This is a genomic window from Streptomyces sp. NPDC042201 (assembly GCF_055582185.1).
Map to the genome: position 1 here is coordinate 13,116 of NZ_JBVJDS010000003.1, position 25,930 is coordinate 39,045.

Below are 25,930 nucleotides of genomic sequence, written 5' to 3' on the forward strand. Positions count from 1 at the left end.
CTGACGACAACGCCCCCGACGTCAACTCTTCCGACGGCGCCGTTTCCGACGTCAGCCCTCCCGACGCCCCGGCTTCCGACAGCTCGGCTTCCGATGCCCCGGCTTCGGACAGCACTACTTCCGACGTCTCGGCTTCGGACAGCTCGGCTTCCGACGCCCCGGCCTTCGACACCGAGCCCGAAGACGACCTGCCTTCGATCGGTCAGATTCTTCAGCAGGCGCGCGTCGCGGCGAACCTGACGGTCGATGAGGTCAGCAGCTCGACCCGCGTACGCGTCCCCATCGTGCAGGCGATCGAGCAGGACGACTTCTCGCGCTGCGGCGGCGATGTCTACGCCCGCGGGCACATCCGTATGCTCGCCCGCACGGTCGGGATCGACCCTGATGACCTCGTCGAGCGATTCGACGACGCGCACGGCGGGCGTCCGATGCCCACGGGCGCGGCGCCCATGTTCGAGGCGGAGCGGATCCGGCCCGAGCGGGCCCGCCCCAACTGGACCGCCGCCATGGTCGCCGCGATCGTCGCCGTGGTCGGCTTCGCCGGCTTCACCCTGTTCAGCGATGGGGACGAGGGAGGAAAGACCAAGTCCGTCGCCGAGGGAGCGAAGCCCGACAAGGGCGCCAAGCCCAGTGCGACGAAGTCGACCGCCCCCAAGCCCGACCCGTCGGAAAGCGCCATCGCCGCCGCGCCGCGCGACAAGGTCACGGTGAAGCTCTCCGCCATAGACGACAAGAGCTGGATCTCCGCCAAGGCGCACAACGGCAAGCTGCTGTTCGACGGCACGCTCCTCAAGGGCGCTTCCAAGACTTTCCAGGACGATGAGCAGATCGATCTGATCATCGGGAATGCCGGGGCGATCGAGCTGTTCGTCAACGGCAAGAAGGTCGAGGACGAGTTCGAGGCCGGGCAGGTCGAGCGGCTCTCGTACACGAAGGGCGACCCCGAGGTCGGCTGAGCAACCCCTGCACGGCGGGGGCAGGGCCAGGACAAAGTAGTCTTGCGCCCATGCCCGAACGCCGTACCGTCGCCCTTGTCACTCTTGGCTGCGCCCGTAACGAGGTGGACTCGGAGGAGCTTGCAGGCCGCTTGGCAGCGGACGGCTGGGAGCTCGTCCAGGACGCCGCCGCCGCGGACGTCGCTGTCGTCAACACCTGCGGATTCGTCGAGGCCGCGAAGAAGGACTCCGTCGACGCCCTGCTGGAAGCCAATGATCTCAAGGATCAGGGCAAGACCCAGGCGGTCGTCGCCGTCGGCTGCATGGCCGAGCGGTACGGCAAGGAGCTGGCGGAGGCCCTGCCCGAGGCGGACGGCGTGCTCGGCTTTGACGACTACGCCGATATCTCCGAGCGCCTCCAGACCATCCTGAACGGCGGCATCCACGCCTCGCACACGCCCCGCGACCGGCGCAAGCTGCTGCCGCTCAGCCCGGTCGAGCGGCAGGCCGCCGCCGGGGTGGCCCTGCCGGGGCACGGAGACCTCTCCCCGGTGGCCGGTCAGGTGGACATCCTGCCGGCCGCCGAGGACCTGCCGGAGGGGATCGCCCCGGCCTCCGGGCCGCGGGCGCCCCTGCGGCGCAGACTGGACCACAGCCCTGTCGCCTCCGTGAAGCTCGCGTCCGGCTGCGACCGGCGCTGCTCCTTCTGCGCCATTCCGTCGTTCCGCGGCTCCTTCATCTCCCGGCGCCCCTCGGACGTCCTGGGTGAGACGCGCTGGCTGGCCGAGCAGGGCGTCAAGGAGGTCATGCTCGTCTCCGAGAACAACACGTCGTACGGCAAGGACCTCGGCGACATCCGGCTGCTGGAGACCCTGCTGCCCGAGCTGGCGGCCGTCGACGGGATCGAGCGGGTACGGGTCAGCTACCTGCAGCCCGCCGAGATGCGCCCCGGACTGATCGACGTCCTGACGTCGACGCCGAAGGTCGCGCCGTACTTCGATCTGTCCTTCCAGCACTCGGCGCCCGGCGTGCTGCGCGCGATGCGGCGCTTCGGGGACACCGACCGCTTCCTGGAGCTGCTGGAGACCATCCGGGGCAAGGCGCCGCAGGCCGGTGTGCGTTCGAACTTCATCGTCGGCTTCCCCGGCGAGAGCGAGGCGGACTTCGCTGAGCTGGAGCGCTTCCTCACGGGTGCCCGCCTCGACGCCATCGGCGTCTTCGGCTACTCGGACGAGGACGGCACCGAGGCCGCCACGTACGCGGACAAGCTGGATGGTGATGTCGTCGCCGAGCGGCTGGCGCATCTGTCGCGGCTGGCCGAGGAGCTGACCGCCCAGCGGGCCGAGGAGCGGCTCGGCGAGAGCCTCGAAGTGCTCGTCGAGTCGGTCGACCCGGAGGACGGCACCGGGGAGGCGGCGGTCGGCCGGGCTGCGCACCAGGCCCCCGAGACGGACGGCCAGGTGATCTTCACTTCGAGCGAGGGCCTGCTTCCCGGCCGTATGGTCGAGGCGAAGGTGGTCGGTACCGAGGGCGTGGACCTGGTGGCCGAGTACCGCGGCCTGCTGGGGGACGAATCCCGGATCCCGGGCGAGGAGGCGGCCAGATGACCGGAGTCCCGGCGTCCGCGGCGGGCGGCACCAGCGCGAAGTCGGCGCCCGGTGGTGGCAAGCTGGGGGCTGTGGCGGTCAATCAGGCCAGTCTGTGGAACATCGCCAATATCCTCACCATGCTGCGGCTGGTGCTGGTGCCCTGCTTCGTTGTGCTGATGCTCCAGGACGGCGGGTTCGACCCTGCCTGGCGTGCCTGGGCCTGGGCCGCCTTCGCCGTCGCCATGATCACGGACATCTTCGACGGCCATCTGGCCCGTACGTACAACCTGGTCACCGACTTCGGCAAGATCGCCGACCCGATCGCGGACAAGGCGATCATGGGCGCGGCGCTGATCTGTCTGTCCTCGCTCGGCGATCTGCCGTGGTGGGTGACGGGGGTCATCCTTTTCCGTGAACTCGGCATCACGCTGATGCGGTTCTGGGTGATCAGGCACGGGGTCATTCCGGCCAGCCGCGGCGGCAAGATCAAGACCCTGGCGCAGGGCACGGCCGTGGGCATGTACGTACTCGCGCTGACCGGGCCGCTGGCCACGCTGCGCTTCTGGGTGATGGCGGTGGCCGTCGTGCTGACGGTGCTGACCGCGCTGGACTATGTGCGGCAGGCGGTCGTGCTGCGGCGTCAGGGGCTCGCGGCGGAGCGCGCGGCGGCGGAGTCCGCGCGGTGACCGATGCCGGGGCGGGTGCCGCGGCCGGAACCGGTGCGGTGGCTGGGGCCGGCGCGGTCGACGACCGCGCGGCGCGGGTACTGGCGGCTCTGCTGGAGCGCGGCGGGACGCTGGCCGTCGCGGAATCCCTCACCGGCGGTCTGCTGGCCGCGGAGCTGACGTCCGTCCCCGGCGCCTCCCGGACCTTCCGTGGGTCCGTCACGGCCTATGCGACGGATCTGAAACGGGATGTTCTGGGCGTCGACCCGGTCCTGCTGGAACAGCGCGGCGCGGTGGACCCCGAGGTGGCACGGCAGATGGCGGCCGGCGTGCGGCGGGTGCTGGGGGCCGGCTGGGGTGCGGCGACCACCGGGGTCGCGGGCCCCGATCCGCAGGACGGGCAGCCGGTCGGGACCGTGTACGTGGCGGTCGTGGGGCCGGAAGGCGCGGGGAAAGTGAGCGCTCTGCGGTTGAACGGCGACCGGGCGGACATCCGTAAAGAGAGTGTGCGGAGTGTACTCGCACTGCTCCTCGGCGAACTCTCCGGGAACAGACGGGCACAGGATACGGAACAGAACGGGGGGTATTGATGTTTGCAGCCCTGAGTGAACACGACATCGCTCCCCGCACGGCCGCAGCGCGAGGCGGTACGGTGGGGCGTGAAGGATGCGGCTACGCGGTCCGAGGAGGGAGCCACCGATGATTCTGCTCCGTCGCCTGCTGGGTGACGTGCTGCGTCGGCAGCGCCAGCGCCAGGGCCGTACTCTGCGCGAAGTCTCCTCCTCCGCCCGAGTCTCGCTCGGCTATCTTTCCGAGGTGGAACGGGGGCAGAAGGAGGCTTCCTCCGAGCTGCTCTCCGCGATCTGCGACGCGCTTGATGTACGGATGTCCGAGCTCATGCGAGAAGTGAGCGACGAACTGTCGTTGGCCGAGCTGGCAGCGTCGGCGGCGGCGAACGAGCCGGTGCCTGCGCCAGTACGCCCAATGCTCAATTCCGTCTCTGTGACGTCGGTGGCCGGAGTGCCGACGGAGCGGGTGACGATCAAGGTGCCTACGGAGGCGGTAGACGTCGTCGCCGCCTAGATTCCCCAGAGTTTGACCTGAACCCCGGTTGGTACGCGAGTACCGGCCGGGGTTTTCGCCATCTCCGGATGACCGCTTTGTCTCATTTATGCCATGGTGGATGGTGCGTGCCAATACAACGGTGAACGGAACTGGAGGACACGCATGTCTGTCGTGAAGAGTTCCCTGTCCGAGGAGCATCTGAAGCTGGTCGGTGAGGCGCTGCAAGGTGCGCTCGTGGACCTGGTCGATCTCTCACTGGTCGCCAAACAGGTCCACTGGAATATCGTCGGGCCGCGCTTCCGCTCCGTACACCTGCAGCTCGACGAGGTCGTGTCCACGGCGCGGCAGCACTCGGACACGGTGGCGGAACGGGCGTCCGCGATCGGAGTGACCCCGGACGGGCGGGCCGGAACGGTGGCGGCGACAAGCGCCATCGGTACGGTGCCCAACGGCTGGATCAAGGATGGGGACGCCGTACGGATCATGGTGGAGGCACTCGGCGCGGTCGTCACACGGATGCGTGAGCGCGTCGAGGTGACGGATGAGCCGGACCCGGTGACCCAGGACGCGCTGATCCAGGTGGCCGGCGATCTGGAGAAGCACGCGTGGATGTTCCAGGCCGAGAGCGCCTGACCGAGTGAGAGCGTCGCGCCGGCGTCGACCGGGGCGACGCCGGCGCGGGCTTGGCCACGGCGTGTGGGGCCGGCAGAGAGGGGCATCCGTGACAACAGCGGGCGCCACGAACAGCACGGTGTTGATGACGAGTTGGTGTGCACGTCGGGCGGCGGGAGCCCGGCCTGCGCGCGCCGGGGCGTGCATCCGATGCGCCCTCCCGGCGGGCGATCGGGCAGGTCTAGCGTCGACCGGAGGAGGCGGCCATGGCAGGGCGATGGGTCCTTCTGCCGGCGCTCGCTCTGGGCGGGTTGTGGTGGTGGGCCGTACTGCGGCTCGCGCTGGAGCCCGAGCACACGGGGATCGTGGAGGGAGCGGTGGTGGCGGGCGGCTGGGGGCTGAGCCTGCTGCCGGTGCATGTCGCGTCGTCACGGCGGGGGCGCCGGCGTTCCGGCGAGGCATTGGGCAAGACATCAGGCAAGGCATCAGGCCCGCGCGGCCACGCGGCCGCCGCGATATCTGACGAGTCGCCAACTCCCGCTCCTGACAGGCGAAACGAACACGGGCGAAACGAACACCCTTGCCGCCGACGCGCGTCCCGTTGGCGGCGAACAACGTCAGGCCCGAAGGCGCAGCCCCCTGGGCGTGGCATGGAAGCCCGCTGATTCCAGGGCGCGGCCCAGCGGGGAGGTCAGGGCCGGCGTGCCATTGGCGCGCTCCACCGTGACCGTACCGAGCGCTCCCGCGCGGGCCGCTGCCGCCAGGGCTTCGACGGCCGCTCGCAGCGAAGGGGCCTCCGGGTCCGTCTCCCAGGCCAGCAGGGTTTTGCCGCCGCGCTCCATGTAGAGGGTCAGCTCGCCGTCGACGAGGACGACCAGCGAGCCTGCCTTGCGGCCCGGCTTGTGGCCGGCGTCGGTCGGGGGCTCCGGCCAGGGGAGCGCGGCTCCGTAGGCGTTGGCGGGGTCGGCCGCGGCCAGGACCACGGCGCGGGGCGAGGGCTGGGACTCGGCGCGGTCACGGGCCGTGGCCGCCGCGCGCAGCCGGTCGACCGCGCCGTCCATCGCGAACTGGGCCGCGCCCAGGCCCTCGACGACATAGCCGCGCCGGGCCTGTCCGCTGTCCTCGAAGGCGGACAGCACGCGGTAGATCGCGGAGAAGCCGCCCTCCACACCTTCGGCGGCGACCGCGCCCCGGGTCACCACCCCGTGCCGGTCGAGCAGAGTGCGGGCCAGCGCGTGCGCCCGGTGCGTACGGTCCGGCTCCGGGGCCGGGAGCAGCGACCAGCGGCCGCTGACCGTCGGCGGGCCCGTACGGGACGCGGTCCTGGCGGCGGCCGTGAGGGTGCCGTACCGCCCGCGCGGGACCGGGCGCCGCGCCCGGTGGGCCGTGGAGCCCGCGGTGCGGCCGGAGCCGAGCAGTGCGCGCAGCGGGGCCAGGGTGTCGTTCGTGAGCCGGCCCGACCAGGCCAGATCCCAGACGGCGTCGGCCAGTTGAGGATCGGTCACCTCGGGGTGGGTGGTGGCGCGGATCTGGTCGGCGATCTGCCGGAAGAACAGCCCGTAGCCCCCGGAGAGGGTGGTGAGGAGCGATTCGTGGAGGGCGGTCAGCTCCAGCGGGTGCGGGGGAGGAAGCAACAGCGGCGCGGCGTCGGCGAGATAGAGGGAGATCCAGCCGTCCTTGCCGGGCAGCGCGCCCGCTCCGGCCCACAGAACCTCGCCCGTGGTGGTCAGTTCGTCCAGGAGCGCGGGCGTGTAGCCGGAGATCCTGGACGGGAGGATCAGCTTCTCCAGCGCCGATGCCGGGACAGGAGCACCCTGCAACTGCTCGACGGCGCGGGCGAGTCCGTCGATGCCGCGCAGGCTGTTGCTGCCCAGATGCTGCCACTGCGGCAGGAACGTGGCGAGCGCGCCGGGGGCCACCGGCTCCAGCTCCTGGCGCAGCGCGGCCAGGGAGCGGCGGCGCAGCCGGCGGAGCACGGTGGCGTCGCACCACTCCTGGCCGATGCCGGAAGGATGGAACTCGCCCTGGACGACCCGGCCGCTCGCGGCGAGGCGGTGCAGGGCGCCGTCCGTGACCGCCGTGCCGAGGCCGAAGCGCTCGGCGGCCGTGGACGAGGTGAATGGGCCGTGCGTACGGGCATGGCGGGCGAGGAGATCGCCGAGGGGGTCCTTGACCGGTTCGGTGAACGCCTCGGGGACACCGACCGGCAGCGCCGTGCCCAGCGCGTCCCGCAGCCGGCCCGCGTCCTCGATCGCCGCCCAGTGCTCGGCTCCGCCGATCCGCACCTTGATGGCGCGGCGGGCCGCCGCGAGGTCCTGGGCCCATGGCGCCTGCGCGCCGCGTTCCGCCAGCTCTTCGTCGGTGAGCGGTCCGAGGACCCGGAGCAGGTCGGCGACGCCTTCGAGGTCCTTGACGCGCCGGTCCTCGGTGACCCACTGGAGCTCCTGCTCCAGCTCGGTGAGGACCTCTGGGTCGAGCAGCTCGCGCAGCTCGGACTGGCCGAGCAGCTCGGCCAGCAGCCGGGAGTCCAGGGACAGCGCGGCGGCCCGCCGCTCCGCGAGGGGGGAGTCGCCCTCGTACAGGAACTGGGCGACATAGCCGAAGAGCAGGGACCTGGCGAAGGGCGAGGGCTCCGGGGTGGTGACCTCGACGAGCCGGACCCGCCGGGACTCGATGTCCCCCATGAGTTCGGTGAGGCCGGGGACGTCGAAGACATCCTGAAGGCACTCCCGCACCGCCTCCAGCACGATCGGGAACGAGCCGAACTCGCTCGCCACCTGAAGGAGCTGGGCGGCGCGCTGGCGCTGCTGCCACAGCGGGGTGCGCTTGCCGGGGCTCCTGCGCGGCAGCAGCAGCGCCCGCGCGGCGCACTCCCGGAACCGGGAGGCGAAGAGCGCCGAGCCGCCCACCTGCTCGGTGACGATCCCGCTGATGTCGCCCCGGTCGAAGACCACGTCCGAGGCTCCGAGGGGAGCCTGCTCGCTGTCGAAGGCCGTGCTGAGGCGGTCCGGCTCGTCATCGAGGAGATCCAGGCCCATCAGGTCGGCGTCGGGGAGCCGCAGCACGATGCCGTCGTCGGCGTGCATGACCTGCGCGTCCATGCCGTACCGCTCGGCGAGACGGGCGCCGAGGGCCAGCGCCCACGGCGCGTGCACCTGCGCTCCGAACGGTGAGTGGATCACCACCCGCCAGTCGCCCAGCTCGTCGCGGAACCGCTCGACGAGGATCGTCCGGTCGTCCGGAATGTGGCCACAGGCCCGGCGCTGCTCGTCCAGATACGACAGCACATTGCCGGCGGCCCACGCGTCGAGGCCCGCGGTCAGCAGCCGCAGCCGGGCGTCCTCCTCGGAGAGGGAACCGACCTCGCGCAGGAACGCGCCCACCGCGCGGCCCAGCTCCAGCGGACGGCCCAGCTGGTCGCCCTTCCAGAACGGCAGCCGGCCCGGGACGCCGGGGGCGGGGGTGACCAGGACGCGGTCGCGGGTGATGTCCTCGATCCGCCAGGAGGTCGTACCGAGCGTGAAGACATCGCCCACCCTGGATTCGTAGACCATCTCCTCGTCCAGCTCACCGACCCGGCCACCGCCCTTCTTGGGGTCGGCCCCGACGAGGAAGACACCGAAGAGGCCGCGGTCGGGGATGGTGCCGCCGGAGGTGACGGCCAGGCGCTGCGCGCCGGGGCGGCCCGTGACCGTACCGGCGACGCGGTCCCACACCACCCGGGGACGCAGCTCCGCGAAGGCATCGGAGGGATAGCGCCCGGCGAGCATGTCGAGGACGGCGGTGAACGCGGACTCGGGCAGCGCGGCGAAGGGCGCGGCGCGGCGGGCCAGGGCGAGCAGATCGTCGGCCTGCCTGGTGTCCAGAGCGACCATGGCGACCAGCTGCTGGGCCAGCACGTCCAGCGGATTGGCGGGGACGCGCAGCGCCTCGATGGATCCGCTGCGCATCCGCTCGGTGACCACGGCTGCCTGGACCAGGTCGCCGCGGTACTTGGGGAAGACGACGCCCGTGGAGACCGCGCCCACCTGGTGACCCGCGCGGCCGACCCGCTGGAGACCCGAGGCGACCGAGGGCGGCGACTCGACCTGGACGACCAGATCCACCGCTCCCATGTCGATGCCCAGTTCCAGACTGGAGGTGGCCACGACGGCGGGCAGCCGGCCGGCCTTGAGGTCCTCCTCGACCTGGGCGCGCTGCTCCTTGGAGACCGAGCCGTGGTGCGCGCGGGCGAGCAGGGGAGGCGCCCCCTTGGCCGCGCCCGACTCGGCCATGATCTCGGCCGGGGAGTGCGCCTCGGGCAGGGGCTCCCCGGTGGCGCGTTCGTACGCGATCTCGTTCAGCCGGTTGCACAACCGCTCGGCCAGCCGGCGCGAGTTGGCGAAAACGATCGTGGAGCGGTGCGCCTGGACGAGATCGGCGATCCGCTCCTCCACATGAGGCCAGATCGACGGCTTCTCCGCGCTGTCCGTCTCCGATGCGGGAGAGCCGCCCAGCTCGCCCAGATCCTCCACCGGGACGACGACGGAGAGGTCGAACTCCTTGCCGGAGGGCGGCTGGACGATCTCCACCCTGCGCTGGGGAGACAGATAGCGGGCGACCTCCTCCACCGGACGCACCGTCGCCGACAGTCCGATCCGGCGGGCCGGGCGCGGCAGCAGCTCGTCGAGCCGCTCCAGGGACAGGGCGAGATGGGCGCCCCGCTTCGTCCCGGCGACGGCGTGCACCTCGTCCAGGATCACCGTCTCGATCCCCGCGAGCGCGTCCCGCGCCGAGGACGTGAGCATCAGGAACAGCGATTCGGGGGTGGTGATCAGGATGTCCGGCGGCTTCGTGGCCATGGAACGCCGCTCGGCGGGCGGGGTGTCGCCCGAGCGGATACCGACCCGCACTTCGGGCTCGGGCAGCCCCCGCCGCACGGACTCCTGCCGGATCCCCGTGAGCGGGCTGCGCAGGTTGCGCTCCACATCGACGGCGAGCGCCTTGAGCGGCGAGACGTACAGCACCCGGCAGCGCTTCTTCGCTTCGGCGGGCGGGGGCGTCGACGCCAGCTGGTCCAGGGCGGCGAGGAAGGCGGCCAGCGTCTTGCCGGAGCCGGTGGGGGCCACCACCAGCACGTCCGAGCCCTCCCCGATGGCACGCCAGGCCCCCTCCTGCGCCGCGGTGGGCGCGGAGAAAGCCCCCGTGAACCAGCCGCGGGTCGCGGGGGAGAAGGAGTCGAGCGCAGTCCGTGCCATGCCCCCCATCGTGCACCCGGCCACTGACAAACGCCCCGACCTGGGCAAACGGCCCGCGGACCGGCAACGCAGAATGGGAGTATGGCATCCCGGGAGCAGGCACGGCACTGGCGCTACTCCGAGCTGCCCGGCGTCGATCTGCTGCGTGCGCGCTACATCGACAAGACGTTTCTGCGGCACACGCACGAGACCTTCGTCATCGCCGCGATCACGGAGGGCGTCGAGGTCTTCCACCACGGTGGCGGCGATCAGTACGCGGGCCCCGGCTCGCTCGCGCTGATCAACCCCGAGACCCCGCACACCGGCCACGCCCAGGGCCCGGAGGGCTGGCGGTACGGGGCCGTCTACCCCGCGGTCGATGTCGTCGCCTCCATCGCCGCGGAGACCACCACGATCCGCGGCACCCCCGGCTTCACGGCCCCCGTGGTGGACGACCCGTACACTGCCCGGCTCGTCCACCGGGTGCTGCGCGCCGCCGACGAGGGCAACGCCCTCGCCGCCGACACCCTGCTGCGGATCGCGGTGACCCGGCTGCTGCGGTCGAACGGCGGTCCGCTCCCGCAGCGCCCGGTGCGGGGCGCCGGGGCGCGGATCGCGGCACGCGCGCGTGCCGTGCTGGAGGAGCGGATGACCGACCCGCCGTCCCTGGAGCAGCTCGCCGCCGGTCTCGGCACCAGCCCCTTCGCGCTGCTGCGGGCCTTCAAGGACACCTACGGCCTGCCCCCGCACACCTGGCTCACCGACGCGCGGGTCCGCCGTGCCCGCCACCTTCTGGACGCGGGTACGGCGCCGGCGGAGGCGGCCGTGGCCGTCGGCTTCACGGACCAGCCTCATCTCCACCGGCACTTCACCCGGATCGTCGGCGTGCCGCCCGGCGCCTATCGCAGGGAGCGGACGGCCACCACGGTCTGACGGCCGCCAGGGTCCGACCCACGGCCACCCGCCGTGCGAAGACGCCACAGCGCGCAAGAACGTACAAGACCGGTCAGGCCCGGCCGCGTAGCGTCCAGGTCGTGCCAGAACAGACAGCATCAGCGTCCCCGGACATACCGGCGGACAGCCGCGCGGGGTCCGCCGCCCGGTCAGCGCCCGAACCCAAGCCCGACTCGGCCGTCGTACGCGACGCTCTGGGCGTCGGCATCGCCGTCGGGCTCTCGGGCTTCGCCTTCGGTGTCACCTCGGCGGGCGCGGGCCTCACCGTCCTCCAGACCTGCGCGCTCAGCCTGCTGGTCTTCACCGGCGCCTCGCAGTTCGCGCTCGTCGGCGCGCTCGCGGCAGGCGGCAATCCGCTCGCCGCCGCCGCGGGCGCGTTCTTCCTGGGCGTACGCAACGCCTTCTACGGGCTCAGGCTGTCCCAGCTGCTGCGGCTGCCGGGCCCCGTACGGCCTCTCGCGGCTCAGTGGGTCATCGACGAGACCACGGCCGTCGCCCTTGCCCAGCCCACCCGGCGCAGTGCCCGGATCGGCTTCACGGTCACGGGGCTCACGCTCTATGCGCTGTGGAACCTCACGACCTTCGCCGGGGCGCTGGGCGCGGAAGCCCTGGGGGACACCAACGCGTGGGGGCTCGACGCGGCGGGGCCCGCCGTCTTCCTCGCGCTGCTCGCGCCCATGCTCCGTACGACCACCGAGCGGACGGTCGCGGGCCTCGCGGTCGTCCTCGGCCTCGGATTCCTGCCGGTGCTTCCCGCCGGTGTCCCAGTGCTCGTCGCGGCGCTCGCCGCGCCCGCGGTCCTCTGGCTCGAAGGCCGCAAGATCACCGGCCGCAGGAAGGGATCAGACCGTTGACCATCTGGATCGCGATCGGTGCGACCGCCGTCGGCTGCTATCTCGTCAAGCTCCTGGGACTGCTGGTGCCCGCGGGAACGCTGGAACGCCCGCTCGTCCAGCGGCTGTCGGCCCTGCTGCCCGTCGCCCTGCTCGCCGCGCTGACCGCGCAGCAGACCTTCAGCGCCGACGGCGCACTCGTCCTGGACGCCCGGGGCGCGGGGCTCGCGGCAGCGGCGCTCGCACTGGTCCTGCGCGCCCCGTTCCTGGTGGTCGTGGGGTCCGCGGTCCTCGTGACGGCAGGAGTGCGGGCGATGGGCGGCTAACACGGCCGGCCGATCGCCCGCTGCCGGCCGCACTCCCAGGGGCGGGATACTGAGTCCATGCGGTTGACGATTTTCTGGGAGCGGATGGCGGACCACTTCGGCGCGGCCTACGCCGAGTCCTTCGCCCGTGACCATGTGATGGCCGAGCTGGGTGGCCGTACGGTGCACGAGGCACTCGACGCCGGCTGGGAGGCGAAGGACGTCTGGCGCGGCGTCTGCGCCGCCGTGGGCGTCCCGGCCGACAAGCGATGACGCCCGGGCCGGCGGCCCGATGACGCGGGTCCGCGCGACCGGCTGTCGTACCGGTAGGCGAGACTGGCTCCGTGGCACCGACTGACAAGACCGCACCGGACGTAGAACCGGACATCACCCCGCCGAACTCGGCTCCGATCACGACGCCGCCTCCGGCTTCCGGGGACGGCGGCCAGGTCCGTATGCCCCGCTGGCTGCCGCGCGCGATGATCCTGGCGCTGGCGCTCGTCGCCTGCTTCCAACTGGGCAATTGGGCGTTCCATCAGCTCATCGGGCTGCTGATCAATGTGCTGATCGCCTTCTTCCTCGCGCTGGCGGTCGAGCCGGCCGTGAGCAGGATGGCGGCCCGCGGGATGCGGCGTGGACTCGCCACCTTCCTGGTCTTCTTCGCGGTGCTGATCGCGAGCGTCGGCTTTGTGGTGATGCTCGGCTCGATACTGGCGAGCCAGATCGTCGACATGGTCGAGTCCTTCCCCGCGTACCTCGACTCGGTGATCAACTGGATCAACCAGACGTTCCACACGGAGCTGTCCCGGGTCGCGGTCAGGGACAGCCTGCTGCACTCCGACTGGCTGCAGAGATATGTGCAGAACAGCGCGACCGGGGTGCTCGATGTCTCCGCCACCGTGCTGGGCGGACTGTTCCGGCTGCTGACGATCTTCCTGTTCTCGTTCTACTTCGCGGCCGACGGCCCGCGGCTGCGGCGCGCGCTCTGCTCCGTACTCCCGCCCGCCAAGCAGGCCGAGGTGCTGCGCGCCTGGGAGATCGCGGTCGACAAGACCGGCGGCTATCTCTACTCGCGCGGGCTGATGGCGCTGATCTCCGGTGTCTCGCACTACATCCTGCTGGAGATCCTGGGCGTGCCGTACGCGCCGGCGCTCGCGGTGTGGGTGGGGCTGGTCTCCCAGTTCATCCCGACCATCGGCACGTATCTGGCGGGCGCGCTGCCGATGCTGATCGCCTTCACCGTGAACCCCTGGTACGCGGTCTGGGTGCTCGGATTCGTCCTGATCTACCAGCAGTTCGAGAACTACGTGCTCCAGCCCAAGCTCACCGCCAAGTCCGTCGACATCCATCCTGCGGTGGCCTTCGGCTCGGTCATCGCCGGGACGGCGCTGCTGGGCGCGGTCGGCGCGCTGATCGCGATCCCCGCGGTCGCCACGCTGCAGGCCTTCCTTGGCGCGTATGTGAAGCGGTACGACGTGATGGACGACCCGAGAGTGCGCGGCGGCAGACCACGCCCCGGTGCCACGCTCCTGCGCCAGGTGCGGCGCACACGGCGCGCGGACGACGGCCGGTAGCCGGCCGCACAAAGACCGGCGCTCCCGCCGGGTGGTGCGCTTGACACCAAAATCGAACATCCATTCTTATGGGAGAGAGGCCGATGTCTCCCGGGGTCGGCCGCGGCGTTGTTTTCAGTGGAGTTGTCCACAGGCCCGGGAGGGCGTCGGGACGCATTGTCAGTGGCAGGGGATAGCGTCCTTGACGTGAAGCGATCGACTCAAGCAAATCGGGTGGAACCCATGGCAGGAACCGACCGCGAGAAGGCGCTCGACGCCGCTCTCGCACAAATTGAACGGCAATTCGGCAAGGGCGCGGTGATGCGCCTCGGCGAGCGGCCGAACGAGCCCATCGAGGTCATCCCCACCGGGTCGACCGCGCTCGACGTCGCGCTCGGCGTCGGCGGCCTGCCGCGCGGCCGCGTCGTGGAGGTGTACGGGCCGGAGTCCTCCGGCAAGACGACCCTGACGCTGCACGCCGTGGCGAACGCGCAGAAGGCCGGCGGCACGGTGGCCTTCGTGGACGCCGAGCACGCCCTCGACCCCGAGTACGCGAAGAAGCTCGGCGTCGACATCGACAACCTGCTCCTGTCCCAGCCGGACAACGGCGAGCAGGCCCTCGAAATCGTGGACATGCTGGTCCGCTCCGGGGCGCTCGACCTGATCGTCATCGACTCCGTCGCCGCCCTGGTGCCGCGCGCGGAGATCGAGGGGGAGATGGGTGACTCGCACGTCGGTCTGCAGGCGCGGCTGATGAGCCAGGCGCTCCGGAAGATCACCAGCGCGCTCAACCAGTCCAAGACCACCGCGATCTTCATCAACCAGCTCCGCGAGAAGATCGGCGTGATGTTCGGCTCGCCGGAGACCACGACGGGTGGCCGCGCGCTCAAGTTCTACGCCTCGGTGCGCCTCGACATCCGCCGTATCGAGACCCTGAAGGACGGCACCGACGCCGTCGGCAACCGCACCCGCGTCAAGGTCGTCAAGAACAAGGTCGCGCCGCCCTTCAAGCAGGCCGAGTTCGACATCCTCTACGGCCACGGCATCAGCCGCGAGGGCGGCCTGATCGACATGGGCGTGGAGCACGGCTTCGTACGGAAGGCCGGTGCCTGGTACACGTACGAGGGCGACCAGCTCGGCCAGGGCAAGGAGAACGCCCGTAACTTCCTCAAGGACAACCCCGATCTCGCCAATGAGATCGAGAAGAAGATCCTGGAGAAGCTGGGTGTCGGCGTCAGGCCGGAAGCGCCGACGGCCGAGCCCGGCGTGGACGCGGCCGGAGCCCCGGTGCCGGCCGCGGACCCGGTGAAGTCGGCTGCCGCTCCTGCCTCCAAGGCCAAGACGGCCAAGGCGGCAGTGGCCAAGAGCTAGTTCGTACCGTGCCTTATGCGAAGAGGCGGCGAACGGAATGGCCGGGCGACAGCTCCGGCTCGTCGAGGGCCGAGCAGGAGCTGCCGCCCCAGAATCCGGCGGAGCGGGCGCGGGCGATCTGTCTGCGCCTGCTCACCGGGACTCCGCGCACCCGTAAACAGCTGGCGGACGCGCTGGAGAAGCGGGACATCCCCGAGGACGTCGCCGAGGAGGTGCTCTCCCGCTTCGAGGATGTGGGGCTGATCGACGACGCGGCGTTCGCGGACGCCTGGGTGGAGTCCCGGCACCACGGGCGGGGCCTGGCCCGCCGTGCCCTCGCGCGCGAGCTGCGGACGAAAGGGGTGGACTCCGCCCTGATCGACGAGGCGGTCGGGCAGCTCGACTCCGACCAGGAGGAGGCGACCGCCCGCGAGCTGGTCGCCCGTAAGCTCCGCGCCACTCGCGGTCTCGAGCGTGACAGGAGGCTGCGCCGGCTCGCGGGCATGCTGGCCCGCAAGGGCTACCCGGAGGGCATGGCGCTGCGGGTGGTCAAGCAGGCGCTGGAGGAGGAGGGCGAGGACACCGAGGGACTGGACGAGAGCCTGTACTAGAGCGTGCTGGGGTGACACGCGCGAAAAGGCGTTGCCCCGTGGTGGGCCGGCTGGGAGGCTTCCGCCCATGTCCGACAACAGATCGAGCGGTTCCCAGGGAGTGGCCGCCCTTTTCTCCCAAGGGCGATTGACGGCGATCCCACGGAGGGCCGCCCGCCGCGAGCAGCTGCTCGTCCATCTCACGGAGACGCTGTTCGAGCGGGACCGGGCCTACAGCGAGCGTGAGGTCAACGAGGCCCTGCTCACGGTGCACCACGACTGCGCCGCGCTGCGCCGCTATCTGGTCGTGGCCGGTCTGCTGAACCGGCCCAAGGACGGCAGCAGCTACCGGCGGGTCAGCTAGGCCCTGTCCGGGTGCTGAATTCCGGCGGCGGCGGACGGCGAGCACCCGCTCAGCGGGCGACCGGCAGTCCCTCGGCCTTCCACGCCTGGAAGCCCCCGACGAGGTCGGTCGCGCGGTGCAGTCCCAGTTGGCGCAGGGACACCGCCGCGAGGCTCGACGCGTACCCCTCGTTGCAGATCACCACCACCCGCAGATCGTGGCTCGTGGCCTCCGCCGCGCGGTGGCTGCCCTGTGGATCGAGCCGCCACTCCAGCTCATTGCGCTCGACGACCAGGGCTCCCGGTATCAGCCCGTCCTGATCCCGCAGCGCCGCGTACCGGATGTCCACCAGCAGCGCGCCGGCCCCTGCGGCCTCGAAGGCATCCCGCGGTGATATCCGGTCCAGGTCCGCACGGACCCGCTCCAGCAGTTCGTCGATCCCCACCGGCTCGGTCCCCACCCGCTCGCTACCCGCCGGCTCGCTACCCGCCGGCTCGATTCCCGCCCGGCTCACTGCCACTCCTCGGGACGCTCCACCTGCTCGAGGCGGAGCACCGGGCCCGTGCGGCTGTAGCGCCGCATCAGCGGCAGCGGTGGGTAGTACGCGTGCACGGACACGGCGTGCTCGGCCCCGGACTCGTTGCGCACCTCGTGGACGTGGTGCCTGCCGAACGCCCGGCCCTCGCCCGCCGCCAGCTGCCGCTCGCGGTCGACCCCTTCGGACAGTTCCAGGGTCTTCCACCCCTCGGTGGGCAGCCGCGCCGCCAGCGAGTCCTCCTTGAGCGTGCCCGCCGCCGTGGCGAACGCGCCGTGCGAGCCGCCGTGGTCGTGCCAGCCGGTGCCCGTGCCCGGCGGCCAGCCGATCAGCCAGGCCTCGCTGCCCGCCGGCCCGTCGAGCCGGATCCAGGTACGGCCCTCGGGGTCGAGGGGGAGTGAGCTGATCAGCTCGGCGTCGGCCGCGGCCCGGCGCACGAAGTCGAGCAGTTCGGCGGGGGTGGGGCCGGGGGCCGCGGGGGCGGCAACGGCAGGCGCGGCAGCAGCGGTGGTGGTGGCGGCTGCGGAGGCACGTACCGGAGAAGACATGGTGTCCGTCCTGAGAAGTTCGCGAGGAAGCGCGGCCGGAACCCGGCGGGCGCGAGGGAAAAAGGGCGAATCAGCAGGACGGGCGACACACGCAGCCCGCATAGCGGAGCAAGTCCATATGGACTCTCCGCCACAGGCGCACATCGGTGTCAGTCACAATCCGGAGTACACCATGCGAGCCTGCGGCGGTCAATTGATGTTCGCAGTCCGGTCAGGCGCCACCGGAACGGTCGGCTCCGGCGGGGTGCCTCCCCGCGCCGCGTCCGCCGCCGCGTAGAGGTCCGCAGGACGTACCCCGCCGAAGGCGGTGACCAGATGTCCGTCCGGCCGCACCAGCAGCACACTGTGCGCCGAAGCGCCCGGATAGGCCTCGGTCACCAGCAGCTCGGCCCGCACCGGCAGCGCGGTCACCGCCGCGGCCAGTCGCGGCATCACCCCCGCGGTCTGCCAGTGCCGCCGGTCCCACACGCCGGTCCCCGGCGCGACCAGTACCACCAGCAGCCGCCCCCGCCCGAGCCGGTCCCGGAGCCGCGCGGTCGTGCCGTCGGGTGCCATCACCCGTACATCGGCGACAGGACCGCCGGGGGGCGTGCCGACGGCCGTCTGCGCCTCGGCGGGCGGAGGTGCGAGGGGGGAGTGCGGATAGGCGGGCGGTGCTCCCAGCGGCCCGTTCCCCAGATGCCCGTCGGCGAGCAGGGTGTCGTGACCGCGCGAGGACCCCGGCATGTACGTCCGCAGCGCGCCGCCGCCCCGCAGTATCGGCAGGGACTGGTCGGCCGCGCGCAGCCGCGCGGCGACGGCGGTGCGCCGCTCCGCCTGGTAGCTGTCCAGCAGTGTCTCCGACGCGCCGTGGTGCCAGTCCTCGGCCACCTTCCAGGCGAGGTTGCCGATGTCCCGCAGCCCTTCGTCGAGCCCCTGGGTGCCGACCGCGCCCAGCAGATGGGCGGCGTCCCCGGCGAGGAAGGCCCGCCCCACGCGCCAGCGCCTGGCGAGCCGGTGGTGCAGCGTGTAGACGCCCGTATCGAGCAGTTCGTACGGCGGTGTCTCACCGCACCAGCCGGCCAGGGTGTCCCGTAAACGCGCCACCAGCGCATCGGGCGTGACCACGTCACCCCGTGCGGGCAGCAGCCAGTCGAGCCGCCAAACGCCGTCGGCGAGCGGCCTGGCGGACACCTCCTCGCCGCCGGAGCGCCAGGGCGGCTGCCGGTGCAGCATCGCCTCGCCGGGCCACGGCAGCTCGGCGCGGAGCGCGGCGACGGCATGCCGCTCCACCGCCGTACGCCCGGGAAAACGGATGGTGAGCAGCTTGCGGACCGTGGACCTGGCGCCGTCGCAGCCCACCAGATGGCTGCCGCGCCACCAGGTCGCCGCGGAGCCGCGCGTGTGCACGGTGACCCCGCGGGCGTCCTGCTCCAGCGAGTCGAGCCGGCTGCCGGTGACCACCCGCACCAGTTCCTGGCCCGCGATGGCCTCCCGCAGCCCGCGGGACAGGGCGTGCTGCGGGATGTGCAGCGGCGCCGGGGCGTCGTCCTCGCCCAGCGGCAGCCGCCGCATCAGCTGCTTGCGCCGCATCGAGCGCCAGCCGACCCAGTGGGTTCCCTCATCACGGAGGGTGGTGCAGCCCAGGCGGGCCACCAGCGCGGCCGTGTCGGGCCGCAGTATGGCGGTGCGGGCCGGGCGTGGATCGTCCGTGCCCGGCCCTTCGTCCAGGACGACGGAGGGCACGCCCTGCGCGGCGAGGGCGAGGGAGAGCGCGAGCCCGACGGGGCCCGCGCCGACGACGATCACCGGGTCCACGGCGCGACCCCTCCGGCCCGTGCGGTCATGCGGTCAGTGGCAGTGGGAGCCCGGTGCGTGATCACAGAACGTATGCAACCTACTGGGGGTGCCCGCGTCAAGCGACGGCCTGAGCGGCGCGTACACCCCTCGTCCCGCCGGCCTCACGAGCCGCTGCCGTCCTACATCGCCCCCGGACCGTTGACCTGCTGTACGTCATCGGCGCCGAGAACCGCACCCGTGCTCTTCTTCGCGCGGCGCAGGCGTTGTTCCAGCCATCCGGCGAAGGTGGTGAGCAGGAAGTTCAGGGCGATGTAGATCAGGGCGACGACGGTGAGCGCGGCGATGGTGTTCGCGCCGAAGTTCGCGGTGATCGCGCGGACCTGCGAGAGCAGTTCGGGCAGACCGAGGATCGCGCCGCCCAGGGCGGTGTCCTTGACGATGACCACCAGCTGGCTGACCAGGGCCGGCAGCATCGCGGTCACCGCCTGCGGAAGCAGGACGTACGACATGGTCTGGCCCTTGCGCATCCCGATCGCCTTCGCGGCGTCGGTCTGGCCGTAGGGCAGCGAGAGGATGCCCGCCCGGACGATCTCGGCGATGACCGAGGCGTTGTAGAGCACCAGACCCGTCACCACGGCGTACAGCGGCCGGATGTCGGACGAGACATCGGTGAACTGCGCGTACGCCTGCAAGGCGAACAACATCATCAGCAGGACCGGGATGGAGCGGAAGAACTCCACCACGACGCCGACCGGTACCCGTACCCAGGCGTGGTCGGAGAGCCGGCCGATGCCGAGCAGCGCGCCGAACGGCAGGGCGATCACGATGGCCAGGGCCGCGGCCTTGAGGGTCTCCACCAGTCCCGGCAGCAGGAACGTCGTCCACACCTGGGAGTCCGTGATGAACGGGCTCCACTTCTCGGACGCCAGCTGGTTCTTCTCGGCCATCGCCGCCAGCATCCACCAGGCGGCGAGCACGAAGAGAACCAGGAACACGATCGTGTAGATGATGTTGCGCCGCTTGGCGCGTACACCGGGAGTGTCGTACAGAACGGACGTGGCACTCATCGCTTCACCGCCACTCGCTTGCTGACCCAGCCCAGAAGGAGACCGGTCGGGAGGGTGAGAACGATGAATCCGAAGGCGAACACCGCGAAGACCGCGAAGAGCGCGTCGCTTTCGTTCTCGATCATTGTCTTCATCAGCGCCGACGCCTCGAGGACGCCGATCGCCGAGGCCACCGTGGTGTTCTTGGTCAGCGCGATCAGCACGTTGGCCAGCGGTGCGACGACGGAACGGAACGCCTGCGGGAGCACTATCAGGGTCAGTACCTGAAAGAAGCTCAGGCCCAGCGCGCGGGCCGCTTCGGCCTGCCCGACCGGCACGGTGTTGATGCCGGAGCGCAGGGACTCGCAGACGAAGGTGCCGGTGTAGGCGACGAGACCCAGTACGGCCAGCCGGAAGCCGATCGACGTGAAGTCCCCGCCACCGAGCGTGATCTGAAGGGTCTGGCTGAGCCCCAGTGAACAGGCGACGATAAGCACGGTCAGTGGGGTGTTTCGTACCATATTGACGTACGCGGTACCGAAGGCGCGCATGATGGGCACGGGACTGACGCGCATCCCCGCGAGCAGCGTTCCCCATATGAGGGAACCAACTGCCGAGTAGAGGGTGAGCTGCACCGTCACCCAGAAGGCGCCGAGCAGGTCGTACTGCCCGGAATCAAGAAAGTCGAACACGATGCCCCGCGCTCTCCCCTGGTTGGCTGGTCGGTACGCGCCGCCGGCCCGGCCGGCGGCGCGTCACTGCTGTCTCAGCTGCCTTCGGCGATCTGCGGGGCAGGCTCGTTCTTGTAGCCGGCCGGACCGAAGTTCGCCGTCACGGCCTTCTCCCAGGAACCGTCCGACACCATCTTCTTCAGGGCGGCGTTGATCTTGGTCTGGAGCTCGGTGTCGCCCTTCTTGAGGCCGATGCCGTAGTTCTCGTCACTGAGCTTGAGGCCCGCGAGCTTGAACTTGCCCTGGTGCTCCTTCTGCGACGCGTAACCGGCGAGGATGGAGTCGTCCGTCGTCAGGGCGTCAACGGCCTTGTTCTCCAGGCTGGTCAGGCACTCCGAGTAGCCGCCGTTCTGCAGGAGGTCGGCCTTGGGGGCCAGCTTCTCCTTGACGTTCTGCGCCGAGGTCGAGCCCGTGACGGAACAGAGCTTCTTCGAGTTCAGGTCCGCGACCTTGGTGATGGAGCTGTCGTCCGCGCGGACCAGGAGGTCCTGGTGGGCGAGGAAGTACGGGCCGGCGAAGTCGACCTTCTGCTTGCGCTCGTCGGTGATCGAGTAGCTGGCGACGACGAACTTCACGTCACCGTTGGAGATCAGGTTCTCGCGCTGGGCGCTGGGGGACTCTTTCCACTCGATGCTCTTGGCGTCGAAGCCCAGTTCCTTGGCGACATAGGTGGCGACGTCGACGTCGAAGCCCGCGAAGGAGCCGTCGGTCTTCTTGAGGCCGAGACCCGGCTGGTCGAACTTGATGCCGATGGTGATCTTGCCACCGCCGTCACCGCTGTCCTTGCTGTCGTCCTTGCTGTCGCCGCCGCAGGCGGTGGCGGTCAGGGCGAGGACGAGTGCCGCAGCGGCTGCCGCGCTTGCCTTGTGAAGCTTCATGCGTGAACTTCCCTCGGGTGAGACGTGGACGAACAGGTTCTGCCGACAGGTTCTGCCGAACTCGGTAGAGCCCTATGAAGAGCCGTGATCAGTTGAAGAGCCGCGATCAGTGATGGCTGTGATCAGTGATGGCTGTGATCAGTGATGAAGGATCTTCGACAGGAAGTCCTTGGCACGGTCGCTGCGCGGGTTGCTGAAGAACGCGTCGGGGGCGGCCTCTTCGACGATCCGGCCGTCCGCCATGAAGACGACCCGGTTCGCCGCGGAGCGTGCGAAGCCCATCTCGTGGGTGACGACGACCATCGTCATCCCGTCGCGGGCCAGCTGCTGCATGACCTCGAGGACCTCATTGATCATCTCGGGGTCGAGCGCGGAGGTCGGCTCGTCGAAGAGCATGACCTTGGGGCCCATCGCCAACGCCCGTGCGATGGCGACGCGTTGCTGCTGGCCGCCCGAGAGCTGGGCCGGGTACTTGTCGGCCTGGGAGCCGACGCCCACGCGGTCCAGAAGGGCGCGCGCCCGCTCCTCGGCGTCCTTCTTGTCCGTCTTGCGAACCTTGATCTGGCCCAGCGTGACGTTCTCCAGCACGGTCTTGTGTGCGAAGAGGTTGAACGACTGGAAGACCATGCCGACATCGGCGCGCAGCCGGGCGAGCTCCCTGCCCTCCTGCGGCAGCGGCTTACCGTCGATCGAGATCGCGCCCGAATCGATGGTCTCCAGGCGGTTGATGGTGCGGCACAGTGTGGACTTGCCGGACCCGGAAGGCCCGATGACGACCACGACCTCGCCGCGCGCGATGGTCAGGTCGATGTCCTGGAGCACATGCAGCGCGCCGAAGTGCTTGTTGACGTTGCTCAGTACGACCAGGTCGCCCGTCGCCGGTATGGCGTCCTCGGTGCCCTTGGTCACTGACACTCCGCTCATCGGCTTAATGCTCCGTCCTCCTCGGTTGGGAGGACCTTAGTCACGCACTGCGATCAGCGTCATTACATCTGAGCTGAAATTGAGCATAACGATCCGGCCGCAACCGGACACTCCGCGTGAAGAGGGCAGTGCGGGGAGTACCGGGTGGGTAACGGAAACGTGGGTGTAACGGGAACGCTCTTGACTGGCGCGACGCCATGGGCGTGGATGCCCAGGTACGTTTTATGCGACCGCTACCGCGGAGGGGGGCCATGAGACTGCTGCTGGTGGAGGACGACGACCATGTCGCGGCCGCCCTGTCGGCCGTGCTCGCCAAACACGGCTTCGAGGTCGTGCACGCCAGGAGCGGTGAAGAGGCTTTGCAGGCCCTGCTGCCCGCCGCCAACGCCGGCAAGTCGCCGTTCGCGGTCATCCTGCTGGACCTCGGGCTGCCCGACCAGGACGGCTATCAGGTCTGCGGCAAGATCCGGAAGATCACCGCGACCCCGGTGATCATGGTTACCGCGCGGGCCGATGTCCGGTCCCGGATCCACGGCCTCAACCTGGGCGCCGACGACTATGTCGTCAAGCCGTACGACACCGGTGAACTGCTCGCCCGTATCCATGCCGTCAGCCGGCGCAACGCGAGCGGCGAGGAGCCGGGCCAGGTCACGGAGACCTCCCAGCGGCTCGGGCGCCTCACCCTCGAACTGCCCACCCGCCGGGTCAGCGTCGACGGCACGGCCGTCCAGCTGACCCGCAAGGAGTTCGACCTGCTGGCCCTGCTCGCGCAGCGTCCCGGTGTCGTCTTCGGCCGTGAGCAGATCATCAGCGAGGTGTGGCTCACCAGTTGGGAAGGGACGGGCCGCACGCTCGAAGTGCATGTGGCGTCCCTGCGCGGCAAGCTCGGGATGCCGGCGCTGATCGAGACCGTGCGCGGCGTCGGCTACCGCCTGGTCGTCCCGTCCGCGCACCAGGGTCCGTAACGGCCGGTGCGTAACCGACTTCTGCCGCTGCTCATCATCCTCATGGCCGGCGTGCTCCTCGCCCTCGGCTTTCCGCTCGCCGTCAGTCTCGCCGCCGCGCAGCAGCAGCGCGTCGTCGTCGACCGGATCGACGACACGGCGCGCGTCGCGGCCCGCGCCCAGTTCGTCGCCGAGAGCAGCTCAGCCACCGATGAGCGGCGCACCCTGCTGGAAGAGGAACTCACCCGGTACCACCAGGTGTACGGGATCAGGGTGGGCGTCTTCTACCGCGACGGCGACGCCATGGCCGGCGCCCCGGGGAACTGGACCGTGCCCAGGACCGGGGAGGGGCGGCAAGCCTTCCAGGAGGCCCTGCTGGGCCGCCGGAGCGACGACCCCGAGCAGGTCTGGCCGTGGCAGAACGGCCGGCTCATCGTCGATTCGCCGGTCGTACGGGGCGGAGACGTCGTCGCGGTCGTGGTGACCGACTCACCCACCGGCCAGATGCGTTCCCGCATCCTCGAGGGCTGGCTGCTCATCGCCGTGGGCGAGGCCGGGGCCATGCTGCTCGCCGTCGCGGCCGCCTTCCGGCTGACGGGCTGGGTGCTCCGCCCCGTACGGGTGCTGGACGCGGCCACCCATGACATCGCCACCGGCCGGATGAAATCCCGGGTCGCGGCGGCCGGCGGGCCCCCGGAACTGCGGCGCCTGGCCAGCGCGTTCAACGAGATGGCCGACAACGTCGAGGATGTGCTGGAGCAGCAGCGCGCCTTTGTCGCCGACGCCTCCCACCAGCTGCGCAATCCGCTCGCCGCCCTGCTGCTCCGTATCGAACTGCTCGCCCTCGAACTGCCCGACGGGAACGCGGAGATCGCTTCCGTACGCACGGAGGGCAGGCGGCTCGCCCAGGTCCTGGACGACCTGCTGGACCTGGCGCTGGCCGAGCACACCGCCGCCGACCTGCGGCTCACCGACATAGGCGAGCTGGCGGCCGAGCGGGTCGCCGCCTGGCGGGCCGTCGCTGAGGGGAAGGGCGTACGGCTGACCGAGCACCGCGCCGCGGTCACCGCCTGGGCCGACCCCATCGCGCTCTCCAGCGCCCTGGACGCCGTGATCGACAATGCCCTCAAGTTCACCCCGGCGGGCGAAGAGGTCGTGGTCACCGTCGGCCGCAACGGGTCGACCTCCATGGTCGTCATCAACGACGGCGGACCGGGGCTGACGGACGATGAGATCGCGCGGATCGGTGACCGGTTCTGGCGCAGCAACCGTCACCAGAACATCAAGGGGTCCGGCCTCGGCCTGTCCATCTCGCGAGCGCTCCTGGCGGCGGGCGGTGGCTCGATCACGTACGCGCACGGTGAGCCGCGCGGTCTGCGGGTCACGCTCACCGTCCCGAGGTCGTCCCCCACGGGATGACCGGGCGGCTCCGCCTGCTCGACGGCTCTGCTTCCGCTACGGCTCCGCCTGCTTTACGGCTCCGCCTTACGGCTTGACCGACCGGTAGTAGCGCTTGGCGCCCTCGTGCAGCCGCAGCGGGTCCGTGTAGATCGCGGTCCGCAGGTCCACCAGCTGGGCCGGATGCACCTCGTTGCCGATCCGGTCCCGGCTGTCGATCACGGTACGGGTGAAGCCTTCGGTCAGCCCGGCGTCCATCCGGTCGGTGGTGACCAGCAGATTGGCCACCGCCACCGTCGGGACGGCTCTGCCGTTCTGTGCCTTGCGGTAGGCGTCGGCGGGTATGTCCGTGGCGCGGTAGTAGCGCGAGGCGGTCTCGTCCGCCGAGTGCAGCTTGCCGATCAGCCCGGCCTCCAGCGGCACCAACCGGATGTCCAGACGCTCCGACAGGTCCTGGAGGGCGAGGGTGGGCAGCCCGCCCGACCAGAAGAAGGCGTCGAGGGCGCCCTGTTCGAGAAGGCCCGGCATGGTGTCTATCCCGGACGGGTCGGGGGTGATGTCGTGTTGCGGGTCGAGCCCCGCGGCCGTCAGAATCCGGTCGGCTATCAGCCGGACCCCGGATCCCTCCTGGCCCACTCCCACTGTCTTGTCCCGCAGGTCACCGGCGGAGCGGACGTCCGATTCCTTGCGCACGACCAGCTGCACATAGTCGTCGTACAGCCGCGCGCATCCGCGCAGCCGGTCCGCCCCCGGCTTCCCGTCCTTCCGGTACTTGGCGACGGCGTCGGCGGTGGCGATGGTGAAGTCGGCATCGCCGGTGGCCACCCGCGCGATGTTCTGCTGCGAGCCCTCGCTGGTCTTCAGGTCTATCGACACATTCGGCAGATCATGGGCGAGGTCCTCCTTGAGCAGCGCTCCGTACCGCTGATAGACCCCGCTCGTCACCCCCGTACTGAACGTGATCGAGCCGCTCGGCGACGACGTCCCGATCGGCAGCAGCCACCACATCAGCAGCCCGAGCACCACCAGCAGCGCGGCGGCGCCCTGGACGGCACGGCCGCGGCTCATACGGGACGGAGCGGTGAACATGCGGCGATCCTGTCAGCTCACTCCCCGTGATGGCCAGGCCTTGTCTTG

General features: G+C 70.7%; 25 protein-coding genes and 1 pseudogene. 16 read left to right on the top strand and 10 right to left on the bottom strand.

Annotation, left to right across the window (positions count from 1 at the left end; translation table 11 throughout):
• Positions 1 to 188 precede the first annotated feature (188 nt).
• The 6 genes from ACZ6MZ_RS07610 (at position 189) to ACZ6MZ_RS07635 (ending at position 4,887) form a co-directional block, all read left to right on the top strand.
• Positions 189 to 956 carry a helix-turn-helix domain-containing protein gene (locus tag ACZ6MZ_RS07610; RefSeq protein WP_384180193.1) on the top strand — a complete coding sequence of 256 codons (768 nt, stop codon included), beginning with the start codon at positions 189 to 191 and terminating at the stop codon, positions 954 to 956.
• 50 nt (positions 957 to 1,006) lie between these two features.
• Positions 1,007 to 2,542 carry a 30S ribosomal protein S12 methylthiotransferase RimO gene (gene rimO / locus ACZ6MZ_RS07615; protein WP_469350425.1) on the top strand — a complete coding sequence of 512 codons (1,536 nt, stop codon included), beginning with the start codon at positions 1,007 to 1,009 and terminating at the stop codon, positions 2,540 to 2,542.
• Positions 2,539 to 3,210 carry a CDP-diacylglycerol--glycerol-3-phosphate 3-phosphatidyltransferase gene (gene pgsA / locus ACZ6MZ_RS07620; RefSeq protein WP_384337671.1) on the top strand — a complete coding sequence of 224 codons (672 nt, stop codon included), beginning with the start codon at positions 2,539 to 2,541 and terminating at the stop codon, positions 3,208 to 3,210. The genes rimO and pgsA overlap by 4 nt, the downstream gene beginning before the upstream one ends.
• Positions 3,211 to 3,248: 38 nt before the next feature.
• The gene (locus ACZ6MZ_RS07625) at positions 3,249 to 3,779 is read left to right on the top strand and encodes a CinA family protein (RefSeq protein ID WP_469351098.1); all 531 of its coding nucleotides are present in this window, start codon (positions 3,249 to 3,251) and stop codon (positions 3,777 to 3,779) included.
• A 109-nt stretch (positions 3,780 to 3,888) separates the two neighbouring features.
• Positions 3,889 to 4,272, top strand: a complete 384-nt coding sequence (locus tag ACZ6MZ_RS07630) for a helix-turn-helix domain-containing protein (protein WP_384179870.1) — start codon at positions 3,889 to 3,891, stop codon at positions 4,270 to 4,272.
• A 144-nt stretch (positions 4,273 to 4,416) separates the two neighbouring features.
• The gene (locus tag ACZ6MZ_RS07635) at positions 4,417 to 4,887 is read left to right on the top strand and encodes a Dps family protein (protein ID WP_384179872.1); all 471 of its coding nucleotides are present in this window, start codon (positions 4,417 to 4,419) and stop codon (positions 4,885 to 4,887) included.
• 596 nt (positions 4,888 to 5,483) lie between these two features.
• Here the strand turns inward: ACZ6MZ_RS07635 and ACZ6MZ_RS07640 are convergent.
• Complete coding sequence (locus ACZ6MZ_RS07640) at positions 5,484 to 10,103, bottom strand: ATP-dependent helicase (RefSeq protein ID WP_469350427.1); 4,620 nt, start codon at positions 10,101 to 10,103, stop codon at positions 5,484 to 5,486.
• A gap of 81 nt (positions 10,104 to 10,184) precedes the next feature.
• Between ACZ6MZ_RS07640 and ACZ6MZ_RS07645 the strand changes: the two genes are divergently transcribed.
• From ACZ6MZ_RS07645 to ACZ6MZ_RS07680, 8 genes and pseudogenes are all read left to right on the top strand, one after another.
• Positions 10,185 to 11,015 carry an AraC family transcriptional regulator gene (locus tag ACZ6MZ_RS07645; protein ID WP_469350429.1) on the top strand — a complete coding sequence of 277 codons (831 nt, stop codon included), beginning with the start codon at positions 10,185 to 10,187 and terminating at the stop codon, positions 11,013 to 11,015.
• A gap of 134 nt (positions 11,016 to 11,149) precedes the next feature.
• On the top strand, positions 11,150 to 11,890 hold the full coding sequence (locus tag ACZ6MZ_RS07650; protein WP_384180197.1) for an AzlC family ABC transporter permease: 741 nt from the start codon (positions 11,150 to 11,152) through the stop codon (positions 11,888 to 11,890).
• Positions 11,887 to 12,195, top strand: a complete 309-nt coding sequence (locus ACZ6MZ_RS07655) for an AzlD domain-containing protein (RefSeq protein ID WP_469350431.1) — start codon at positions 11,887 to 11,889, stop codon at positions 12,193 to 12,195. The genes ACZ6MZ_RS07650 and ACZ6MZ_RS07655 overlap by 4 nt, the downstream gene beginning before the upstream one ends.
• Before the next feature lie 57 nt (positions 12,196 to 12,252).
• Entirely contained in the window at positions 12,253 to 12,447 is a 195-nt protein-coding gene (locus tag ACZ6MZ_RS07660) for a DUF3046 domain-containing protein (RefSeq protein WP_469350433.1), read from the top strand.
• Between the two features lie 182 nt (positions 12,448 to 12,629).
• Positions 12,630 to 13,748: an AI-2E family transporter gene (locus ACZ6MZ_RS07665; RefSeq protein WP_384180199.1), complete on the top strand. Its 1,119-nt coding sequence runs from the start codon at positions 12,630 to 12,632 to the stop codon at positions 13,746 to 13,748.
• Positions 13,749 to 13,970: 222 nt separating this feature from the next.
• Positions 13,971 to 15,098, top strand: a complete 1,128-nt coding sequence (gene recA, locus ACZ6MZ_RS07670) for a recombinase RecA (RefSeq protein ID WP_389782556.1) — start codon at positions 13,971 to 13,973, stop codon at positions 15,096 to 15,098.
• Positions 14,981 to 15,688 (top strand): annotated as a pseudogene (gene recX, locus ACZ6MZ_RS07675) (recombination regulator RecX); the annotation flags it as partial. The gene recA and the pseudogene recX, both read left to right, overlap by 118 nt.
• Positions 15,689 to 15,755: 67 nt before the next feature.
• Positions 15,756 to 16,031: a DUF2087 domain-containing protein gene (locus tag ACZ6MZ_RS07680; RefSeq protein ID WP_469350435.1), complete on the top strand. Its 276-nt coding sequence runs from the start codon at positions 15,756 to 15,758 to the stop codon at positions 16,029 to 16,031.
• Positions 16,032 to 16,080: 49 nt separating this feature from the next.
• Here the strand turns inward: ACZ6MZ_RS07680 and ACZ6MZ_RS07685 are convergent, their stop codons facing one another.
• The 8 genes from ACZ6MZ_RS07685 to ACZ6MZ_RS07720 form a co-directional block, all read right to left on the bottom strand.
• Positions 16,081 to 16,509 carry a rhodanese-like domain-containing protein gene (locus ACZ6MZ_RS07685; protein ID WP_469351101.1) on the bottom strand — a complete coding sequence of 143 codons (429 nt, stop codon included), beginning with the start codon at positions 16,507 to 16,509 and terminating at the stop codon, positions 16,081 to 16,083.
• Positions 16,510 to 16,520: 11 nt separating this feature from the next.
• A complete protein-coding gene (locus tag ACZ6MZ_RS07690; protein ID WP_469350436.1) occupies positions 16,521 to 17,093 on the bottom strand; it encodes a cupin domain-containing protein in 573 nt (190 codons plus the stop codon).
• 70 nt (positions 17,094 to 17,163) lie between these two features.
• Positions 17,164 to 17,250 carry a putative leader peptide gene (locus ACZ6MZ_RS07695; RefSeq protein ID WP_311307652.1) on the bottom strand — a complete coding sequence of 29 codons (87 nt, stop codon included), beginning with the start codon at positions 17,248 to 17,250 and terminating at the stop codon, positions 17,164 to 17,166.
• Between the two features lie 32 nt (positions 17,251 to 17,282).
• Positions 17,283 to 18,890: an FAD-dependent monooxygenase gene (locus tag ACZ6MZ_RS07700; RefSeq protein WP_384179888.1), complete on the bottom strand. Its 1,608-nt coding sequence runs from the start codon at positions 18,888 to 18,890 to the stop codon at positions 17,283 to 17,285.
• 161 nt (positions 18,891 to 19,051) lie between these two features.
• On the bottom strand, positions 19,052 to 19,939 hold the full coding sequence (locus tag ACZ6MZ_RS07705) for an amino acid ABC transporter permease (RefSeq protein WP_469350438.1): 888 nt from the start codon (positions 19,937 to 19,939) through the stop codon (positions 19,052 to 19,054).
• Complete coding sequence (locus ACZ6MZ_RS07710; protein WP_386876672.1) at positions 19,936 to 20,610, bottom strand: amino acid ABC transporter permease; 675 nt, start codon at positions 20,608 to 20,610, stop codon at positions 19,936 to 19,938. Before ACZ6MZ_RS07710 ends, ACZ6MZ_RS07705 begins: the two co-directional genes overlap by 4 nt.
• Before the next feature lie 74 nt (positions 20,611 to 20,684).
• A complete protein-coding gene (locus tag ACZ6MZ_RS07715) occupies positions 20,685 to 21,527 on the bottom strand; it encodes a glutamate ABC transporter substrate-binding protein (RefSeq protein WP_389782544.1) in 843 nt (280 codons plus the stop codon).
• A gap of 138 nt (positions 21,528 to 21,665) precedes the next feature.
• Positions 21,666 to 22,451, bottom strand: a complete 786-nt coding sequence (locus tag ACZ6MZ_RS07720; RefSeq protein ID WP_384179896.1) for an amino acid ABC transporter ATP-binding protein — start codon at positions 22,449 to 22,451, stop codon at positions 21,666 to 21,668.
• A gap of 251 nt (positions 22,452 to 22,702) precedes the next feature.
• On the opposite strand from ACZ6MZ_RS07720, the gene ACZ6MZ_RS07725 reads away from it, so the two are divergent.
• Both ACZ6MZ_RS07725 and ACZ6MZ_RS07730 read left to right on the top strand, forming a co-directional pair.
• A complete protein-coding gene (locus ACZ6MZ_RS07725; RefSeq protein WP_384179898.1) occupies positions 22,703 to 23,416 on the top strand; it encodes a response regulator transcription factor in 714 nt (237 codons plus the stop codon).
• 6 nt (positions 23,417 to 23,422) lie between these two features.
• Positions 23,423 to 24,814, top strand: a complete 1,392-nt coding sequence (locus tag ACZ6MZ_RS07730; protein ID WP_469350441.1) for a sensor histidine kinase — start codon at positions 23,423 to 23,425, stop codon at positions 24,812 to 24,814.
• 66 nt (positions 24,815 to 24,880) lie between these two features.
• Here the strand turns inward: ACZ6MZ_RS07730 and ACZ6MZ_RS07735 are convergent, their stop codons facing one another.
• The gene (locus ACZ6MZ_RS07735; protein WP_384179902.1) at positions 24,881 to 25,882 is read right to left on the bottom strand and encodes a TAXI family TRAP transporter solute-binding subunit; all 1,002 of its coding nucleotides are present in this window, start codon (positions 25,880 to 25,882) and stop codon (positions 24,881 to 24,883) included.
• Between the last annotated feature and the right edge of the window lie 48 nt (positions 25,883 to 25,930).

What these genes read in the sequence shown, in the direction of transcription:
- rimO (WP_469350425.1), top strand. Translation starts at nt 1,007, where the DNA reads ATGCCCGAACGCCGTACCGTCGCCCTTGTCACTCTTGGCTGCGCCCGT.
- pgsA (WP_384337671.1), top strand. Translation starts at nt 2,539, where the DNA reads ATGACCGGAGTCCCGGCGTCCGCGGCGGGCGGCACCAGCGCGAAGTCG.
- ACZ6MZ_RS07630 (WP_384179870.1), top strand. Translation starts at nt 3,889, where the DNA reads ATGATTCTGCTCCGTCGCCTGCTGGGTGACGTGCTGCGTCGGCAGCGC.
- ACZ6MZ_RS07635 (WP_384179872.1), top strand. Translation starts at nt 4,417, where the DNA reads ATGTCTGTCGTGAAGAGTTCCCTGTCCGAGGAGCATCTGAAGCTGGTC.
- ACZ6MZ_RS07640 (WP_469350427.1), bottom strand. Translation starts at nt 10,103, where the DNA reads ATGGCACGGACTGCGCTCGACTCCTTCTCCCCCGCGACCCGCGGCTGG.
- ACZ6MZ_RS07645 (WP_469350429.1), top strand. Translation starts at nt 10,185, where the DNA reads ATGGCATCCCGGGAGCAGGCACGGCACTGGCGCTACTCCGAGCTGCCC.
- ACZ6MZ_RS07660 (WP_469350433.1), top strand. Translation starts at nt 12,253, where the DNA reads ATGCGGTTGACGATTTTCTGGGAGCGGATGGCGGACCACTTCGGCGCG.
- ACZ6MZ_RS07665 (WP_384180199.1), top strand. Translation starts at nt 12,630, where the DNA reads ATGCCCCGCTGGCTGCCGCGCGCGATGATCCTGGCGCTGGCGCTCGTC.
- recA (WP_389782556.1), top strand. Translation starts at nt 13,971, where the DNA reads ATGGCAGGAACCGACCGCGAGAAGGCGCTCGACGCCGCTCTCGCACAA.
- ACZ6MZ_RS07680 (WP_469350435.1), top strand. Translation starts at nt 15,756, where the DNA reads ATGTCCGACAACAGATCGAGCGGTTCCCAGGGAGTGGCCGCCCTTTTC.
- ACZ6MZ_RS07690 (WP_469350436.1), bottom strand. Translation starts at nt 17,093, where the DNA reads ATGTCTTCTCCGGTACGTGCCTCCGCAGCCGCCACCACCACCGCTGCT.
- ACZ6MZ_RS07705 (WP_469350438.1), bottom strand. Translation starts at nt 19,939, where the DNA reads ATGAGTGCCACGTCCGTTCTGTACGACACTCCCGGTGTACGCGCCAAG.
- ACZ6MZ_RS07715 (WP_389782544.1), bottom strand. Translation starts at nt 21,527, where the DNA reads ATGAAGCTTCACAAGGCAAGCGCGGCAGCCGCTGCGGCACTCGTCCTC.
- ACZ6MZ_RS07720 (WP_384179896.1), bottom strand. Translation starts at nt 22,451, where the DNA reads ATGAGCGGAGTGTCAGTGACCAAGGGCACCGAGGACGCCATACCGGCG.
- ACZ6MZ_RS07725 (WP_384179898.1), top strand. Translation starts at nt 22,703, where the DNA reads ATGAGACTGCTGCTGGTGGAGGACGACGACCATGTCGCGGCCGCCCTG.
- ACZ6MZ_RS07735 (WP_384179902.1), bottom strand. Translation starts at nt 25,882, where the DNA reads ATGTTCACCGCTCCGTCCCGTATGAGCCGCGGCCGTGCCGTCCAGGGC.